The 16,997-nt window shown below is 68.0% G+C and carries 14 protein-coding genes; 6 read left to right on the top strand and 8 right to left on the bottom strand.

Annotated elements, in window-relative coordinates; genetic code table 11:
- Positions 1-62: 62 nt before the first annotated feature.
- Together OV287_RS41740 and OV287_RS41735 are read left to right on the top strand one after the other, a co-directional pair.
- Positions 63-1,280 carry a peptidoglycan-binding protein gene (locus OV287_RS41740; RefSeq protein ID WP_267539610.1) on the top strand — a complete coding sequence of 406 codons (1,218 nt, stop codon included), beginning with the start codon at positions 63-65 and terminating at the stop codon, positions 1,278-1,280.
- Positions 1,281-1,539: 259 nt separating this feature from the next.
- On the top strand, positions 1,540-2,349 hold the full coding sequence (locus tag OV287_RS41735; RefSeq protein WP_267539609.1) for a hypothetical protein: 810 nt from the start codon (positions 1,540-1,542) through the stop codon (positions 2,347-2,349).
- Positions 2,350-2,548: 199 nt separating this feature from the next.
- Here OV287_RS41735 and OV287_RS41730 read toward each other — a convergent pair whose 3' ends face one another.
- Positions 2,549-2,962 (bottom strand): hypothetical protein, encoded by a 414-nt coding sequence (locus OV287_RS41730; RefSeq protein WP_267539608.1) that lies wholly within the window; start codon positions 2,960-2,962, stop codon positions 2,549-2,551.
- An 86-nt stretch (positions 2,963-3,048) separates the two neighbouring features.
- Positions 3,049-6,447, bottom strand: a complete 3,399-nt coding sequence (locus OV287_RS41725; RefSeq protein WP_267539607.1) for a serine/threonine-protein kinase — start codon at positions 6,445-6,447, stop codon at positions 3,049-3,051.
- A 165-nt stretch (positions 6,448-6,612) separates the two neighbouring features.
- Between OV287_RS41725 and OV287_RS41720 the strand changes: the two genes are divergently transcribed.
- The 3 genes from OV287_RS41720 (at position 6,613) to OV287_RS41710 (ending at position 11,052) form a co-directional block, all read left to right on the top strand.
- Positions 6,613-9,069 (top strand): hypothetical protein, encoded by a 2,457-nt coding sequence (locus tag OV287_RS41720; RefSeq protein ID WP_267539606.1) that lies wholly within the window; start codon positions 6,613-6,615, stop codon positions 9,067-9,069.
- A 354-nt stretch (positions 9,070-9,423) separates the two neighbouring features.
- Positions 9,424-10,164, top strand: coding sequence for a hypothetical protein (locus OV287_RS41715; RefSeq protein WP_267539605.1), 741 nt, complete (start codon positions 9,424-9,426; stop codon positions 10,162-10,164).
- A gap of 84 nt (positions 10,165-10,248) precedes the next feature.
- Positions 10,249-11,052: a hypothetical protein gene (locus OV287_RS41710; RefSeq protein ID WP_267539604.1), complete on the top strand. Its 804-nt coding sequence runs from the start codon at positions 10,249-10,251 to the stop codon at positions 11,050-11,052.
- Here the strand turns inward: OV287_RS41710 and OV287_RS41705 are convergent.
- The 3 genes from OV287_RS41705 to OV287_RS41695 are packed head-to-tail and all read right to left on the bottom strand — an operon-like array spanning position 11,049 to position 13,602.
- Positions 11,049-11,534, bottom strand: a complete 486-nt coding sequence (locus OV287_RS41705) for a GDYXXLXY domain-containing protein (RefSeq protein WP_308809783.1) — start codon at positions 11,532-11,534, stop codon at positions 11,049-11,051. The two genes, OV287_RS41710 and OV287_RS41705, sit on opposite strands and share 4 nt — an antisense overlap.
- Complete coding sequence (locus tag OV287_RS41700; protein WP_267539603.1) at positions 11,534-12,607, bottom strand: DUF4401 domain-containing protein; 1,074 nt, start codon at positions 12,605-12,607, stop codon at positions 11,534-11,536. The genes OV287_RS41705 and OV287_RS41700 overlap by 1 nt, the downstream gene beginning before the upstream one ends.
- A gap of 2 nt (positions 12,608-12,609) precedes the next feature.
- Positions 12,610-13,602, bottom strand: a complete 993-nt coding sequence (locus OV287_RS41695; RefSeq protein ID WP_267539602.1) for a DUF2157 domain-containing protein — start codon at positions 13,600-13,602, stop codon at positions 12,610-12,612.
- A gap of 49 nt (positions 13,603-13,651) precedes the next feature.
- Here OV287_RS41695 and OV287_RS41690 point away from each other — a divergent pair, with 49 nt between their 5' ends.
- A complete protein-coding gene (locus OV287_RS41690; RefSeq protein WP_267539601.1) occupies positions 13,652-14,371 on the top strand; it encodes a DNA alkylation repair protein in 720 nt (239 codons plus the stop codon).
- Here the strand turns inward: OV287_RS41690 and OV287_RS41685 are convergent.
- The 3 genes from OV287_RS41685 to OV287_RS41675 all read right to left on the bottom strand — a co-directional run bounded on the left by OV287_RS41685 (position 14,368) and on the right by OV287_RS41675 (position 16,954).
- The gene (locus tag OV287_RS41685) at positions 14,368-15,150 is read right to left on the bottom strand and encodes a nucleotidyltransferase domain-containing protein (protein WP_267539600.1); all 783 of its coding nucleotides are present in this window, start codon (positions 15,148-15,150) and stop codon (positions 14,368-14,370) included. The genes OV287_RS41690 and OV287_RS41685 overlap by 4 nt on opposite strands.
- A complete protein-coding gene (locus OV287_RS41680) occupies positions 15,147-16,451 on the bottom strand; it encodes a DNA polymerase beta superfamily protein (RefSeq protein WP_267539599.1) in 1,305 nt (434 codons plus the stop codon). The genes OV287_RS41685 and OV287_RS41680 overlap by 4 nt, the downstream gene beginning before the upstream one ends.
- 71 nt (positions 16,452-16,522) lie before the next feature.
- Positions 16,523-16,954, bottom strand: a complete 432-nt coding sequence (locus OV287_RS41675; protein WP_267539598.1) for a hypothetical protein — start codon at positions 16,952-16,954, stop codon at positions 16,523-16,525.
- Between the last annotated feature and the right edge of the window lie 43 nt (positions 16,955-16,997).

Raw genomic sequence — 16,997 nt, 5'->3', positions numbered from 1 at the left:
CTGGGTATCACGTTCGCGCCCACCCCCCTCCACCCATGGAACCCCAACGCAAGGAGGTATCCATGGCAACGCCTGCACCCGCAGCTCGACAGGCATTGAAGGACGCCAACGCACGTTGGCCCCGCAGGAAGAAGGCCTCCGATGGCATCATGGGTGACGCTCGTCACCAGCGGACCAAGTCAGACCATAACGTGGGCAACGCCGTCGACATCACCCACGATCCAGCATCGGGCGCGACTGGCACGGTGATCGCCCAGCACGCGCTGAAGGACAACCGGGTCACCTACGTCATCTGGAACAAGCGAATCAATTCCAGGGATGGACGCGGGTGGCGGCCTTACCGGGGGTCCAATCCGCACACCCATCACTGCCATATCAGCATTCGCGCCGCGGCCCGAAACGACACCCGGCACTGGGGCTGGGTGAAGGGGCCTGGCGCGCCGCGTCCCTCCCCGAAGCCGCCACCTCCCGCCGGGATGCCCACGAGGAACCTGAAGCGTGGCATGCAGGGACCGGACGTCAAGCAGCTCCAGGCCGTCCTGGTGAAGCTGGGCCACATGACACAGGCCCAGCTGAACACGGGTCCGGGCATCTTCGGCCCGCAGACGCAACAGGCCCTCAAGCAGTTCCAGGCCAAGCATGGCGTGCCAGCCACGGGCTTCTACGGGCCGTTGACACGCGCAGCCTTCGCGAAGCTGGGCGCGAAGCCGGGTGGCGCGAAGCCCCGGCCGAAGCCTGACCCCAAGCCAACGAAGGGCGGAGTGACGCTGGCACAGCTCAAGGCCATCATGCCGCACCTGACGACCCCGCGGGCGACGCAGTGCCTGCCTCACCTCAACAGGGCGATGCAGGAGGCGGGCATCACCACGCGGAAGCGGCGGGCGGCGTTCCTCGCGCAGCTCGCCCACGAGAGCGGCGAGCTCCGGTACTTCGAGGAGCTGGCCTCGGGCGCAGCGTATGAGGGGCGAAAGGATCTCGGGAACATCCGCCCGGGTGACGGCAGGCGCTTCAAGGGCCGTGGCCCCATCCAGCTCACCGGCCGCAACAACTACCGCGCCGCGGGCAATGCGCTGAAGCTCGACCTGGTCAACCACCCGAAGCGTGCTGCCGCTGTGAACGTGGGCTTCCGCACGGCGGGGTGGTTCTGGAACACGCGGAAGCTGAATCGCTACGCGGACCAGGGCAACTTCCGTGAGATCACTCGTCGCATCAACGGCGGGTTCAACGGATTGGCTCATCGCCAGGCGTTCTACAGCCGCGCGCTCAAGGTGTTGGCCTAAGCCTCCCTTGCGCAGCGGCGGAGCCAAGGTTGGAAGAGGTGCGCCCGCGCCCTTCTTGTCGAGCGTGTTGGCAACGCCGGCATGGGGCGCGGGCCGCTACCACATCACATCAGGCATGGAGTGGCTCCATCTCTGAGGCCGCGGCAGTCATGAGGGTTTGGCCAGCGCGGCATGGCCAGCAACGAAAGGAGCGAAGTAACCGTCGATAACACCACAACAGCGCAAAGCATCACACCACAAGAGCGCACAGGAGGATGCCATGGGTGAGCAGAGGAACGAGCGGGAGATGCAGAACTCCATCGACGATCGTGAGCTGTCACTCGAGGAGCAGAACCTCGATGAGCCAATGGTGGGGATGGAGGACGAAGCCGAGCTGAGTGACGACTCCGGCCTGGATGTCGATGAGTCTCAGTCGGTGGGGAATGGGCAGGGCTCTACGCGAGAGGTGCAATCGAAGGGGCAGGAAGCTCCGTTCCCCGCCCTCTTCGAGGGCATCCAGATGAGGATGCGCAAGGGGAAGGCCGGGAGGTGCGTCGTCGGCCTCGAGGTCGAGCTCGACCTCGATGAGGCGAAGCTGAGAGGCGAGGAACGCTCTCCGGGCGACGATGACGAGCTGAGCGAGCTGGAAGGTCAGGCGCCGGATGGCCTCTCCGCCGAGGAGGACAGCTCCGAGATGGGCGCGCAGGACGACGGCATCGAGGATGAGCTCGAGGCAAAGCCGGGCGGGAAGGGCGACGACATCGAGGATGAGCTCGAGAAGCCCGGGTCCCATGAGGTCAAGGTCGCCGACGTGCAGCCGGGCAAGAAGAACCCGAGCGTCCTGATCGTCCAGAAGGCACTCGCGAAGGCCTTGGGCCAAGACTCCTCGTCCGGTTCGGGGACCTTCGACGACCGCACGACGAAGGCGTACGCCGCGTGGCAACGCAAGTGCGGGGTCTCCAGGGCCGCTGCGAACGGCAAGCCGGGGCTCAGGTCGCTGAAGATGCTGGGTGACAAGTACGGCTTCACCGTGAGTGGTGGCACCAAGCCCCCCTCCGGTCCAAGGGAGCCGTCCCCGGAGCGCGGGTAGAAGAGGGTCTCACCTTGGCCCGCGTGGTAAGGGATTGGGCTTGAGCACGGCAAGGGCCCCAGGTTCTCTGGAACCTGGGGCCTTTTGTGCGCACGCTCTTCGGCTCCTCCCCATCAGGAACGCCTGGGCACCCGATGGGGCACACGCCGGAGTACCACCCGAAGCACATCAACCCCACGGTCTCAGGGGTCGGCGCTCACTACGGGGTACAGACGAAGTTCGAGCCGTTGTTGTTGTTCCAGGTCCGAGTGCCGGACGCGTCATCGACGTAGATGGAGTACTCGATGACGATGGGGCTCACCCAGGGCGGGACGTTGAAGTTGCCCGCCCACACTTCGTCTTTGGAGCCGTAGGCGTTGGGCTGGTTGTACTGCCACTGCAGGGTGCCCCAATTCGTGGTCTGCCAACCGTCCCAGGTGTAGGCGACGCCCGCCGAGTGGCCCGGCGCCACCGGCCAGACGCCGGTGTTCAGTTTGAACTGGTGATACACGGAGCCGCCGCCCGCCCCCACCACGGGCACGGAGGACGTGATGACCCAGGTCGTCTCGGCGGTGGCCAGGCCCGGCAGCAGGAGGGACAGGATCGCCGGCAGGCTGCGAAGCAACTTCCTCATACGAAGCACTCTCCTTGGAGGGGTGTGCTTCCGGCTTTAGGGAACTTCAGCCTCTGACTCAACCGGTTACCCGCACACGCTCCTTCTCAATGCCAGGAGTTCGGCGGCGGCGTGTCTTTCGTGAAGGATTTCAGCCAGGCGCGCAGGGCCTCCGGCTCCAGGGGCAGGTCGTCCGGCCAGAGCCGGATGCTGCCGTCCTGACCGGTGGAAGCGAGGCTCTTGCCGTCCGGGAAGAAGGCCACCGCCTCCACTTGTCCGGTGTGGCCTCGCAGCGCGCGACTCTCCCGGGTGGTCACGTCCCAAAGCCGCACGGTCTTGTCGAGACTCGCCGAGGCCAGGCGGGTCCCATCCGGCGAGAACGCGAGGCCCAGGACATCTCCCTGGTGTCCTCGGGATTCGGGGTGCGGCTCTCCCGTTCGCCCGTTCCAGAACATCACGCGGCCATCCTTCTTGTTGCGGCCGGCCACCACGTCACCCCGAGGCGAGTAGCGCAGTTCCAGGACGCCTCCACTGTTCGTGTCTTGGGGGTGACGGAGCTGGCTGATTTTCAGCTCCCCTGGGCTCTGGCCACTCTCCAGCTGCCGGAAGATCACGAGCTGGTCCATTCCGCCCGTGACGAGAAGATCGCCTGTCGGGGAGAAGGCCACGGCACGCACGGCGTCCGTGTGCCCGTCCAGGGGTCGGAACTTGCCCGTGCTCACGTCCCACAGCCGCACTGTCTTGTCTTCGCTCGCGGAGGCGAGGTTCTTGCCGTTGGGGGAGAACGCGAGCTGCCACACCTTCGCTCCGTGTGAGCCGAGACGGTGTCCCTTCCCCGAGGCGAGCTCCCACAGCCACACCTCTCCCTTCTCGTCCGCGGAGGCGAGACTCCGGCCATCCCCGGAGAAGGTGAGCGCAGTGATGTGCTCTTGATGCTCTGCCGGGAGCGGCCGCTCGCTTCCGGTGGCGGAGGCGTACAGGTGGAGTCGTCCATCGGCTCCACCCGCGGCCAGCCAATGGCCATCCTGCGAGAAGCTCATCGCGCCCGGGGCGAAGCCGGGCACCTCCAGGAGGGCCTTTCCCGAGGAGGCCTCGAGGAGCCGGAGGACTCCCTGCTCGGACATCGATGCCAGCCGCTGGGAGTCGGAGGAGAGCATCAGCGAGACCTGGGGGGCGGAACCCGCCGAGAGCACGCGGTGGAGTTTCGTCTCCATGGAGAACACGCGCATCTGCCCGGTGAAGCTGGCGATGGCCAGCCGCCGGTCATCCGGCGAGAACTGGACGAGGTGGGCTTGTTGCCGGGGCCCGCGGAGCACGCGGGATTCTCCGGTCGCGAGCTCCCAGAGGATCGCGGTCCGGTCGGCGCTGGCCGAGGCGAGGTAGCGGCCATCCGAGGTGACGTCCAGGCTGTTGACGAGCCCTTCGTGACGATGGAGTTCCCTCGTCTGGCCCGTGGCGGAGTTGTGCAGCCGGATTGCTCCCTCCTGGGTACCGATCGCCACCCACGGGGTACCCGGTACGAAGGCGAGCGCCGTTCCGATGCCGAGGTTGCGTGCGAGCAGCTCCCCCTTGGCGGTTCCGGGCCTCCAGGTGTGGAGCTCTCCCTGGGTGTCCACCGTGAAGAGGCGGCCGTCCGCGGAGAAGCCCCCCACGGTGGGTCGGGCTTCCTTCAACACCTGGAAGGAGCCTGTCTCCGCGTCTCCCACGGCCGAGGTGGCATTGCGGTGGCCTCGTACGAACACCCAGGAGCCGAGCGGCGAGGCCAACAGCTCCTCGATTCCCTGGACGCCCGTGTGGAACGTGCGGAGCTCGCCCGTGGCCAGGTCCCAGCGGTGGAGCACGTCGTCCGTCTCCGTCTGGGTGGCGGCGAGCAGGCACCGGCCCTGACATCCCACGGTGAGCGCCGAGACGGGACCCGGTAGGGTCGCGAAGACCTTGCCGTCCTTGGCCGTGAGGCTCCATTGGCGCAGGACACCATCCTTGTCGCTGGAGATGAACCCCTGGCCGTTCGGGAGCATCCGGACCCGCCACACTTCGTCGGAGTGGCCCTCCAGGAGGAGGTGTTCCCTGCCTGTCTCGGGCTCCCAGACACGCAGCGAGCGGTCGTCGCTGGCGGAGACGAGATACCTGCCATCGGCCGTGAAGGAGATGTCGTTGACGTGCTGGGTGTGGCCGCGCAGCACCCTTGCGAAACCCTGGGCCTGGGCATCCGCCGCGATCGTCCGCGCCGCCGACCACTTCTCGAAGCCGGACGAGAGTTCCCGCAGCGATTCGAGGGAATCGTTGGGCGCTTCCTCCACGGTGTCACGTGCCTGGGTCAGCCGGAGCTCATCGGATTGGGCCTGGACGTGATCCCGCTCGGCCCAGATCTGTCGGATGCTCTCTTCGCCCAGGGTGGCGAGCAGCAGCAGGGCCACCCCCGTGACCATCAGCGTGGCGCGGTAGCGGCGCACGAAGCGGCGCAGCAGCTCCATCCGCGAGTACTCGTGTGCTCCGACGATCTGTCCCGTCTGGAAGCGACGAAGATCCTCCGCCATCTCCCGCGCGGTGGCGTAGCGCTCGGCGGGACTGCGCGCCATCGACTTGGTCACGATGGCCAGCAGATCCCTCGGGATGCCGTCCAGGAGGCTGGCCAGTGGCGGCGGTGGGCCCTTGATCACCCGCGCCAGCACCTGATCCGAGGTATTCCCCTCGTAGGGACGGGAGCCCGCGAGCAGGTGATAGAGGATGGCCCCCAGGGCGTAGACGTCGGCGCGCTCGTCCACGGGCTGGCCCGCGGCCTGCTCGGGCGGCATGTACGCGGGAGTCCCCATCACCGTGCCGACCCGGGTCATGGTGCCGTCCATGGCGGCGCCCGCGGAGGCGAGGCCGTTCGTGGACGCGGCGTTCTCCGCGCGCGAAAGATCCTTGGCCAGGCCCCAGTCGATGATCACCGTCTCGCCGAACCCTCCCACCAGGATGTTGGCCGGCTTGAGGTCGCGGTGGATGATGCGCTCGGAGTGCGCGTAGGCCATGGCCTCGGCCACCGCCAACACGTGGGGCAACAGGGCCAGTCGTTCCTCCAACGTCTTCAACTCGGAGACGACGTCCGCCAGCGAGCGTCCGGAGACGAGCTTCATCGAGTAGAAGAGCTCACCGTCCGGCCAGCGTCCTGCCTCGTACACCGGCACGATGGCGGGGTGTTGCAGCCGCGCGGTGACGAACGCCTCGGTGATGAATCGGGACTCGGTGTCCGGGGAGGGGGAGAGCATCTGCTTGATGGCCACGGGCCGGCCGAGCCGCAAGTCTCGGGCGCGGAGGATGCGGCCGATGCCGCCCTGCGCGAGCTCCCCCTCGAGGGCGTAGTGCGCGGGGTCCACCACGGGCACCAGGTCACCTGGAAGAGGTTGCTCCAGGCGCGAGGGCAAGGTCTTCCGCACCGTGGGCGCGTCGCCGATGCCGGAGGCGTCCGGCTCGCTGGCGGAGTCGGTGGGTACTCCCTCCTCGACGGGTTTGGCTTCGCTCATGACTGTGCTCCCAGCAACTTCCGACTCCTCGATGAAGCGCCTCCTTCTTATAGGCCGTCTGACGCCCAGCGTGTGCGATTGGATGCTGGCTCGCCCCTCCAGGCGGATTGCGCCCTTGACGGGCGGACATGAGGTTGCCCCCCATTCCTACCGGAGGGGGGGCATATGGGACAGATCAGGAGACGAGCCGCGTGGCTCGCGTGTTGGGGTGCGGCCTTGCTCGGGACGCTGACGCTCGCGTGTGGACCGGCGCCAGGGGACGAGCCGGACGTCGAGAACCCGTTACTCGAGACCGAGGAGGGGGGCGTGCGGTCGCTGACCTCGGAGGCTCAGTTCTCCTCTGGTGTCTCCAGCCCCTTCGACGTGAGCCGCCCCGTCCTGGAGGCGCAACGCACGGGTTCCACCGGGCCCTCCGTGGCCTTCGACGGCGAGGTGTACCTGGTCGTCTGGAGGGACGAACGCACCGGCGGCGTCTTTGGCTCGCGCGTGAAGCCCAATGGCCACATCCTCGACCCGGCGGGCATCCCCCTCAACCTCACCACCGGTGTTTCGGGCGGCCGGCCCCGCGTGGCGTATGACGGCACTCAGTTCGTGGTCGTCTGGGTGAGCTCGGATGGCGTCTTCGGTGCCCACGTAGAGGGCGACGGAGACGTGCGCCGTCACTTCACCCTCAGCTTTAGCGACGAGACGGGCGGGCCACCTTCTATCGCCTGTACGAAGAAGCTGTGCCTGGTGGTCTTCACCGTCTCCGGTGACGACGAGAATGTCGTCTCCGCCACGCGCCTGGACTCCCGGGGCACGGTGCTCGATCGGCGGTCGCTCTCCCCCGGGTTCAACGACGCGTCCGGGCCCGCAGTGGCGTGGGACGGCAAACAGTTCCTGGTCGTCTGGAGCGATGAGCGCGGCGGGGACGAGGGAGACATCTACGGGTCTCGAATCAGGAAGGACGGCACGGTGTTGGACGGAAGAGGCGTGCCACTCATCGAAGCGCCCGCCGGCCAGGTCCGCCCCGATGTGACCTGGACGGGGGAGCGCTTCCTCGTCGTCTGGGATGATAGCCGTGATGGGGAGCCGGACATCTACGGCGCGCGGGTTCGTGGCGACCTGAGGGTGGTGGAGCCCGGGGGTTTCCCCATCGCCACTCATCCTGGAGCACAGTCCGCTCCGCGGCTGGCTCACGACGGCCGCGAATCGCTCGTCGCCTGGGTCGACTCCCGCGGCGAGGACTCCCTCATTCGTGGCGCCCGTGTGTCGGATGATGGAGAGGTACTGGACCCGGCGGGATTCTCCCTGCCGTCCTCCGGGGACTCCCCGAAAGTGAGCGCCCCGGCGGTGGCCTCGAACGGCCGCCACTACTTCGTCGCGTTCAGCGCCCAGGCCGCGGACGCCGAGCCCTTCGGCGCGGGGAGCCACATCCTCGGAACCCGGGTGAAGCACGACACGACGATCCAGGACTCGCCGCCGCTCCTGTTCACCCGCTCGGCCACCGCGCAGAAACTGGCCGCCTCCGCGTATGGCGATGGCCAGTACCTGGCCGTCTGGCGGGAGGCACGCGCCGACGAGGAAGAACGGCTGATGGCCACCCGCGTGGGCACGGATGGACGCCGCCGCGGCTCTCCCGTTCTGCTGCCCACCGGGCTCAATCCCGGAACCGTCTCGGTGGCCTTCAACGGAGCCACCTTCCTCGTGGTCTGGGATGAGGACGTCTCGCCGGATTCCTTTGGACGAGACATCCGGGGGGCCCGGGTGAGCAGCGCGGGCGTGCTGCTGGACGCCACCCGCCTGCCCATCGCCGTGCTGGAGGACACCCAGAGTAATCCCGCGGTGGCCTCCTCCGGGGATGGGTTCCTGGTGGTCTGGCAGGACGGGCGGACCAGCGGCGAGTTCGGCAACGTCTCCGACATCTTCGGGACTCGCGTCAGCTCCGTCGGCGCGGTGTTGGACCCTGGCGGCTTCCTCATCGCGGGCACCCTCATCTCCGAGGAGACGCCCTCGGTCATCGATGCCGGTGGCCACTCCTTCGTCTCCTGGGTGCACTTCGACTTCACGAAGTTCGACACGGAGACGAGCATCCGTGGCGCGCGCGTGACGGAGAGCGGCACGGTGCTCGACTCGCCGGGGCTCCTCATCGCTCCGGGTCCGGCCTCCATCTTGCCGCCCGCGCTCTCCTTCGACGGGACGAACGTGCTGGTGGCGTGGGCGGAAGGTCCGTTCTTGGTTGGCACGGGGATCGCCGCGGCCCGCGTGAGCGGGGCGGGTGCCGTCCTGGACGCAGTGCCCATCACCGTCGCGAGGGATGAGACGCCCCGGGCGCGGCCCACCGCCACCTTCGATGGCTCGAACCATTGGCTGGTCTGGGAGGAGAACGGGCAGTCGATCCCCGAGAACGAGCCCGTGGACGTGCACGGCGCGCGCATCCGGCCCGACGGCTCGGTGCGCGACCCCGGTGGGCGGCCCATCGCCCGGCACGACGAGCCCGAGTACAACCCCATCGTCGTCTCCGACGGGGCCGGGCGTACGGCGGTGTTCTACACGGAGTTCGTGACGGAAGAGGACGTGATGAACACCCGTGTCCAGGGGCGGAGGCTCTCCGGCTCCTCGGTCCTCTCGTCCTCCCCGTAGACGCAGCGGTTGGTGCCCGGGGCTCGACATCCCACCTGCTGACGTGGCCAGGGCTGCATTGGGAGCGTGACAGTCCCGAGGCTGGCCACGTGCGCCTACAGGGATGCGAGTACCTCCGCCCCGTCTTGCGCGCGGCACCTTTCCCCGTCTTCTGGCCGCTGTCCGCTTTCGTCCGGTGGAGTTTCCAGACCTGTACAAGGTGGCTCTTCCGTCACGGAACCGCGCGGCCGAGTGGCTGGCGTCCGGCGTCTCGCAAGCCCACGAGCACGCTGGAGCTGTCACCGGCCACGCGGAGCTCGCCATACCATGGTTCCTTCCCTGACTTCACACCGCACCGGGAGGAGCATGTTGGCCATGAAAAGCAGTGGAAGCAGGACGAGGAGCACCTTGGGGCTGGCGGGTTTTCTCCTGGTTGTCGTGGCGGCCCTCGGTGCCCGGGCGGAGCCGCCCTCCTCCAAACTCCCTGGCCGCAAGCCGGACTCCAGGGAGCCCTGGGGCGCTTTCCTTGGCAACGCCGCACATGACGCCATTGGCAGGGAGTACCGCATGCAGCACCCCTTCAACGCCGTCTTCCTCGATGCCAACCTCTCCACCATTGTGGGGGATGGGAAGTTGGGGAATCCCAAGCGTCTTTCGAAGTTCGTGGGGCTCTTGCGCCCGGACATCACCGATACCCGTCTCCTCGTGCTGTTCGAGATCAAACCGGACGATGAGGAGTCGCGCAGCGAAGGGAGAGAACAGGTGGGGCGCTACCTGGCGGCCCTGAATGAGGCCGTCGAGGCTGACAATAAGCTCACGAGAGGCACCGGCTTCGAGGGGACCCTCTTCCTCGAATTCGAGAACGGGGGCGTGCTCTGGAAGTTGTCCTGGCGCACGCCAGAGCCCGGAGTGACGCTGTACCGCTGGAGCTACCGGCGCAAGCAGCCCGGTGCCTCCTGGAAGGAGCGGGCGGCCCAGAAGGAAGAGGAGTTGCCCAGGGAAGAGGTAGAGCAGCGCGGCGAATTGGCCGAGCAGGCGGTCCGGGCTGCCTATGGAGGAGGCGAACGCCCCAAGGGCTTCCAGGGCCAAGTCTACCTGCCCGCGGACTGCCGCTGAGCGGGTGGGAGGTGTCTGCGCCCTCGGTGTGCGCAGAGCCTGGCGCTTGAGGCGAATCTGACCGCTGTGGTAGGGCGAAAGGCCATGAACGCGGAACGCTCCCCGGCGCTCGAGTTTCCAGCGATGCTCTTCGGCACCAAAGCCACCACTCGCCGCAAGGTGAGCGCCGAGGGCCACTGGTGGGCCCGGCAGTACCTCGAGACCGGTGCCTTTCCCCAGCCCCGGCAGATGCGCCAGGTGCTGCCCGGCGAAGTGCTGGTGATGCACTCGGGGGCCGACTTCGACACGGGCGACCCCCGCTGGCGGATGCACGTGTTCGTCGAGGTCTTCATGGGCTTGGATGAAGGCGTCCCGGAGGAGGAGCTCCCGCGCATGAGAGACGCCTTCGAGTCCTTCTGCCTGAGCACCCCTTGGGGGGCTCTCGACCATGCCGTGTCTCCGCCCCCGCCGCAGAGCGCTGAGCGCATGGCGAACCGGCTCGCCTCGGTGCTCCGCTTCTGGGAGGTGCTCCAGAGCCTTCGCTACGCGTTCTGGTCATTCGATCAGAAGTACACGCTGGAGGAACTCATGGATGACATCTACCGCAGGACCCTGGAGGCCTGGTGCCCCGGGGGCCCTGCCCCGGTGCGCGAGCACCTGGCCCTGACGGTGGAGCGCATGGCTCGCGCCACGCGCGAGGAGTGCCTGGAGGCCGTGCTCCGGGTGATGTCTGGCATCGTCGAGGTGGACACCGATATCAAACACCGGGAGGTGCTCGGCGATCCGGACTTCCTGCGTGAGCGCCTCTCCGCGCTTCCCCCGAGGAAGTTCGAAGCTCTCTCCAGCGCCTACAAATACGCGGTGGCCACGCAGTTGTCGGACTGGGACAGGAAATTGGAGCGGCATTAGAGCGGCTGGCGTCCGGCGTCTCGCAAGCCCACGAGCACGCTGGAGCCGTCACCGGCTACGCGGAGCTCGCCATACTTCGCCTGCTCGTAGCGTTCCGCGTGTCCTTCCTGGAAGAAGAAGGACTCCGCGCCCAGGCGGACGCGGTGCCCGCGCACCTTGTAGCGCAGCAGCAGCTCCCCCGGGGCGAGCGGGGTGCCGGGGGCGTCGTGGCGGACGAAGCGCCCTACGCCGTTCTCATCGAGCTGGAGCACGAGGCGCCCCTCTTTCGGGCCCGAGCCGGAGTCATCGGCCAGCCGGGCCTCGCGGCTGACGGCGTAGTCGAGCACCATGTAGTCCCCCTGCATCAGCGAGCGGGGATCCACGGGGGCGAGCTCCAGCAGCACGGACGTGCCGTGAGCCAGGACCTGCTCCTTGCGGACGACTTGGAACACGAGGACCACCACCACCAGGAGGAGTCCACCGAAGATGACGCGGGCGCGCATCAGCGCACCTCCTCGGCCGCGGGGAAGCGGCGCAGGATGAAGAGCCGCAGGCCGAGCAGCACCAGACCGCTGCCCAGCAGCGCGAGCGACTTGGCCAACAGCGTGAGCTGGAGGTCGTAGTAGTAGCCCACGCCAAACGCGAGGATGAAGACCACGGCCATGCCGAGCAGCACCACGCTGCGCCGGTGGAATCCCAGCAGGAGCACGCCGATCGTCGCGATGATGCCGGGCGTGTGGAGCGTGAGGAGGGCCATCAGCCCCAGCGAGGCGAAGGTCGTCACGCCCGTGAGGCCACCGGGATTGGAGTTCGTCTCCTCGAGCACGCGCCAGGCCGAGTACATCGTCACTACGGCGAGCCCGAGCGTCAGGACCCCGACGGGCAGCTCCGTCGCGCCCTCGCGGAAGAGGCTCCCGTAGAGGTCATGGAACCAGGTGCGCATGACCAGCGAGAACAGGAGCGTGGTGACGAGCCCGAAGGCCGCGGGAGTCACCAACCCGCCCCAGCGCTCGCTCTGGAGCCGGGCCTGCTGGAGGAAGAGGAGGTGCGCGAGCACAGTGAGGCCCACCAGTGCCACGTCCACCAGCACACCCGGCGCGGTGGTGCGCAGCAGGAAAAGCAGCGCGAGGCTGCCGAACAGCGAGGACAGGAAGCGCTGGATGGCATCCGGGTAGACGAAGAGCAGCACCGTCTGGAGGACGATGGTAGCGAGGGCCGCCACCTTCTCGCTCTCCGTGAGGGCTCCCACGCCGCCGATGAAGAGGCCCTGCCCAGCCAATCCTGTGGACAGGGCGAGTTGGGTGAGGAACACGTTGCTCCCCGCGTGCCGCACGAAGACGGCGCCTCCGGTGAGGAGCAGGCCCAGGACGATGGCTCCTACCTCCTCGCCCACCACCACCCCGATCGAGATGAAGGCGATCAAGAAACAGGAGGCCAGCCAGGCCCCGAAGCCGGTGAGGACTCGCACGAACCAGGGCATGCTGGCCGTGGCGTCCTTGCTGGTGGCGAGCGTGGCGCGTGCCTGCTCCTGGAGCTCGACGGGCAGCACGTCCCGCAGCGAAGGTTTGAACGCCATGGTCAGGCCTCCTCCGGGCCGCGTGCCTCAGCGCGCAGCCACCAGACTGTGAGCCCCACTTCGCCGATGATGAGCAGGGCCATCACGAAGAAGACGCCCGCGTCGAAATCGCTCGTCTTGAACAGGATGCGGCCGATGAAGGTGGTGAGGAGCGTCATCACACTCACCGCGTCCAGGGTGAGAAGGAAGAGCTCGGAGCGCACCTGCCGGTGGAAGAAATACGCTGCGATCATCACCACCACCAGCAGGCCGAGCCCAAAGCGGCTCGAGGTGTCCGCCTCCCGGGGTACCGCTACCAGCAACTCCGACAGACCGAGCAGCGGCGCCATGGTCATCATCGCGAGCACTCGGGGCAGCCACCGGCCACTCAACCAGGGAAGGCCGCGCGCCGCGAACACTTCATGCACCAGCCAGGCTGCGCCATTCACCAGCGCGAGCACTAGCATCAGCGTGGTGCCTTCGCCGTCGGCGACCTGGAACCAGAAGAGGCCTAGCCCGGTGTTCACGAGCAGGAGCATCAGCAACCACAGGGGGCTGAAGCGTGCGAGCACCACCCAGGGCAGGATGAGGAAGCCCCACCCGAGGAAGAGCTCATAGGGATCCGCGCCCGTCTGGTACGCCTGTCCGTAGACGGCGAGGAGCGGCCCCACGAGTACCGCGGCGAAGAGGAGGGCGAACTGTCCGGCGAGGGTCTCGCCCAGGCGCCAGGCGGCGATGCAGGCCGCGAGGATGGCGCCCAGCAGCAGCCCCATCTTCCCGAAGCGGTGGAGCTCCGCCCAGTTGTAGGCGAAGAAGTAGATGACGCCGGAGAGCACCAGCAGCGAGCCGAAGCCCAACAGCACGGCGGACAGGAAACGCCGCCAGGCGGGCCGCTCCGGAGTGGCGATGGCGAGCCGCAGGGCATGCTCCAGGCCCTGGGGCGTCAGGACACCGGCATCGGCGAGTGCGCGGAGGCGCTCGGGCGTGGCGGCGAGGTCGAGCAGATCGTGGGACACGGCGGATGACGCTAGCCTCCCGGGTCATGTCCCCGCCAGACTCCTGCGCGTGAGCACCCCATCCATCAAGGCCATTCGGGACGAGCTGGCGCAGGCGGCCGACCCCGAGAAGGCCGCCTTCTATCCGAAGTTCTTCAAGACAGGTCCGGGCGAGTACGCCGAGGGAGACGTGTTCCTCGGAGTGACTGTGCCGGAGCAGAGGAAGATCGCTCGGCGCCACAAGGCGCTCCCCCTGGATCAGTTGAGCGAACTGTTGCGGAGCAAGGTCCACGAGCACCGGCTCACCGGCTTCCTCATCCTCGTGGCCCAATTCGAGCGGGCGGACGAGGCCGGACGCAGCCAGCTCTTCGCGTACTGCCGGGAGCACCTGGCGGGGCTGAACAACTGGGACCTGGTGGACACGGTGGCGCCCCGAATCGTGGGCGCCTATCTGCTCGAGCACCCCGAGCTCACGCCGCTGCTCTACGAGCTGGCGCGCTCGCCGGTGCTATGGGAGCGGCGCATCGCCATCCTCTCGACCCAGGCCTTCATCCGCGCGGGGGAGTTCAAGGACACGCTGAAGCTGGCGGAGCTGCTGCTGCACGACAAGCACGACCTCATCCACAAGGCAGTGGGCTGGATGCTGCGCGAGGTGGGCGACAGGGACCTCGCGAGCGAAGAGACCTTCCTCGACCGTCATGCCGTGCGGATGCCGAGGACCATGCTGCGCTACGCCATCGAGAAGTTCCCCAAGGCGAAGCGCGAGCACTACCTGAAACTGAAGGCCTAGAACCGCGAGCGCCGGAGCTCGAGCAACCACGCCTCCAGCGCCTCGGCGCCCTGGGGCTCCTCGGGAAGTACGGAGCGCTCGCAGGCGGAGTCGAGCTGCTCGAAAGCCCGCCCCACCTGACCGCGCCAGTGCTTGGAGAGCGACTCGGGCAACTCCCCCCGCTCGCCCTTCCGCTTCCAGGCGACGAGCTCACCCGCCTCGCCGAAACCATAGCGGTCCATCAGCGCGGTGAGGTCCGTCTCCACCTCGCCGGTGAGCAGCGCGTGGGTGCCGGTGATCGTCGTGCGCAACACGTAGAGGAGCTTCTTGGTGGAGCGGAAGCCTGTCTTCTCCCACTCGCGCAGCTGACCGTGGGCGAAGCCGCGGTAGTGCCGATGCAGCCGCCGCGACAGTACGCCGCGCACCAGCGGGCGCACGGCTTCCAGTTCAGGTGAGCCGCGCAGGGTGTTGGCCCCGAGCAGGCGCTCCAGGTAGTTGCCGTTGCCCTGGAGGACGCCGTGCAGCACGGGGCCGAGCTCGTTGGACGAGTAGTCCACCTCGACGCCATCCACCACCTCCAGACGCTCGGCGGACACGGGGCCGCGCTGCTCCAGGCGAAGCAGGTGGGAGGTAGGGGTGACGTGGATGCACTTGAGGTCCAGGTCACTGTCGGGCGAGGGGAAGCCGTAGGCGTGCGCGCCCGAGAGCGACACGACGAGGTGCCACCGCCGGGTGGACTCCTCGTCGAGCACGGCATTGGCCACCTGGGTCTGGTGCTCCGTCATCAGGGTACCGGTCATGACTCCTCCTCCTTCCATTCAACGGCCGGAGGCGCGGGGGCCTCACTGCCGAACGGCCCGGGCTCCTTCATCACCCAGCGCCGCGCGAGCTCCTCGCCCACGCGCCGCACCAGGCGGTCCGCGCGCCCGTAGTCTGGGAGCTGCGGCAGCTTGCTGGTGCGGTGGGCCTCTTCCAGCTCAGGTGCGAGGGCCTCGGCGTCCCGCAGCACCTCCTCCAACGGGACGCGTCCGGCCTTGATCTCCAACATGCGCGCCTTGTAGGTGCCGGTGACTTCAAAGGTGGGCACCCCCTCCCTCAGCCACCCGGTGGCGAGTACCACCAGGCGCAGCAGGTTGTAGGCGTTTTTCGGCCGCAGCTCGCGAGCGCTGGGAGGCCGCTGGCCGCCGCTCCGCGCATAACGGGTGAGGGCGGCGAGATCGTTTGCCTCGATGAGGCCCTGGTCCCACAGCGAGCGGTAGAGCTGCTTGAGGTACGTCTTGGCCGCGAGCAGCGCGTCCTCGGGCGAGGGCGCGGAGCGCGGAGAGATGGCCGCGAGCCGCCTGGCCACCTCGTCGAGGTTGGGAGCGGGCTCCTCGCAGAGCCACTCGAGCACCAGATCCCGGTGCTCGGCGAGCCGCTGGCTGCGCGTGAGCTTGTCGAGCTGGCTCATGGCGTACCGGCCGAAGCTGCCGAAGATGGCCTTGGACACGAAGGCCTCGCGCTCGGCGAGCAGCCACTCTCCCAGCTCGTCCGTGGCGCGTGCGCTGGGGACGAAGAGCATCTCCAGGGTGTTGGGATCGGCGCGGAGGGCCTGCTCCACCGCCTTGGAGATCTCCCAGAAGGTATGGCTGCCATCGGCGCTGACGAGGTCGCGCGCCTTGTCGGCGAGGCCGAAGTGCCAGGGCAGGGGCAGGCCGAAGACGCCGCGCATGTCGACGTCGGAGGCCTCGTTGGCGAGGCCCCAGGCCTGCGAGCCCACCACGGTCTCCAGCACCACGCAGGGGCGCAGGGCGTCCCAGGTGGCGGCGCGCCGGAGCGCGAACTGGAGCTGACCTGGCTTGCGAGGCACCAGCTCGTCGCGGGCGTACCAGAGCTCGCCGACACCGACGATCTGCACGTCGAAGCCGCCGCCGCGGGCGCGCACCACGCGGCCCACCACTCCCTGGGGGATCTGCCGGTCACCAGCCACGCGCTCCACGCGCGTCGTCACCTCGGTGCCGTGGGGGAGGGGGACGGACAGCTTGTCCACCTGCTCATAGCCACGGGGACGGGCGGTGCCCTCGGCTCGGTCCTGCTCGGGAGTCTTGGATCCGCGGGTCACGGGCGCCTCCGGGTCGGGAGTACAGGATACCCAGGGACGTTACAGGCGCGGACTCCTGACTCAAACCCGCTTCAGAACGTCACGAGCGACAGCACCGGGCTGCGGCGTGCCACCGCCTGCCGGGCGAACTTCACCATCTCGGCGAGGAATTCGCGCAGCTCCTCCGGTGCGTGGTGCTCCTGGTCGATCCGTTCCACCCAGGCAGTGATGAGGCCGGGGACGTTCTCATCCTTCACTCGGGCGAGCGCCTGGATGAAGGACTCCATCACGCGCGCGATGATCAGACCGTCTTCCTCCCGGAAGATGAGCGGATCCTCGGAGGTCCGCTCGTCCGTGATGTCCTCCGTTCCCCGGAGCGCGGCGGAGAGGGCCATCAGCTCCATCTCGATGAGCGGGAGCTCGAGATTCGTCCAGTCCTCCGGGGCGTGCTCCTCGGTCGTGACGATCGACTCGATTGCCTCTGCCTCATCTTCCTTCGCGATGAACCAAGTCGTTACTTGCATGAAGGGGCTCCGATGCCGTTGTGCGGGCGCGGACCCTATCACG

The organism is Archangium lansingense, from assembly GCF_026626635.1.
Taxonomy (GTDB): domain Bacteria; phylum Myxococcota; class Myxococcia; order Myxococcales; family Myxococcaceae; genus Archangium; species Archangium lansingense.
Note: the sequence above shows the minus strand (reverse complement) of the source record. Positions and strands in the feature narration are given on the sequence as shown.

What these genes read in the sequence shown, in the direction of transcription:
- OV287_RS41740 (WP_267539610.1), top strand. Translation starts at nt 63, where the DNA reads ATGGCAACGCCTGCACCCGCAGCTCGACAGGCATTGAAGGACGCCAAC.
- OV287_RS41735 (WP_267539609.1), top strand. Translation starts at nt 1,540, where the DNA reads ATGGGTGAGCAGAGGAACGAGCGGGAGATGCAGAACTCCATCGACGAT.
- OV287_RS41730 (WP_267539608.1), bottom strand. Translation starts at nt 2,962, where the DNA reads ATGAGGAAGTTGCTTCGCAGCCTGCCGGCGATCCTGTCCCTCCTGCTG.
- OV287_RS41725 (WP_267539607.1), bottom strand. Translation starts at nt 6,447, where the DNA reads ATGAGCGAAGCCAAACCCGTCGAGGAGGGAGTACCCACCGACTCCGCC.
- OV287_RS41720 (WP_267539606.1), top strand. Translation starts at nt 6,613, where the DNA reads ATGGGACAGATCAGGAGACGAGCCGCGTGGCTCGCGTGTTGGGGTGCG.
- OV287_RS41715 (WP_267539605.1), top strand. Translation starts at nt 9,424, where the DNA reads ATGAAAAGCAGTGGAAGCAGGACGAGGAGCACCTTGGGGCTGGCGGGT.
- OV287_RS41710 (WP_267539604.1), top strand. Translation starts at nt 10,249, where the DNA reads ATGAACGCGGAACGCTCCCCGGCGCTCGAGTTTCCAGCGATGCTCTTC.
- OV287_RS41705 (WP_308809783.1), bottom strand. Translation starts at nt 11,534, where the DNA reads ATGCGCGCCCGCGTCATCTTCGGTGGACTCCTCCTGGTGGTGGTGGTC.
- OV287_RS41700 (WP_267539603.1), bottom strand. Translation starts at nt 12,607, where the DNA reads ATGGCGTTCAAACCTTCGCTGCGGGACGTGCTGCCCGTCGAGCTCCAG.
- OV287_RS41685 (WP_267539600.1), bottom strand. Translation starts at nt 15,150, where the DNA reads ATGACCGGTACCCTGATGACGGAGCACCAGACCCAGGTGGCCAATGCC.
- OV287_RS41675 (WP_267539598.1), bottom strand. Translation starts at nt 16,954, where the DNA reads ATGCAAGTAACGACTTGGTTCATCGCGAAGGAAGATGAGGCAGAGGCA.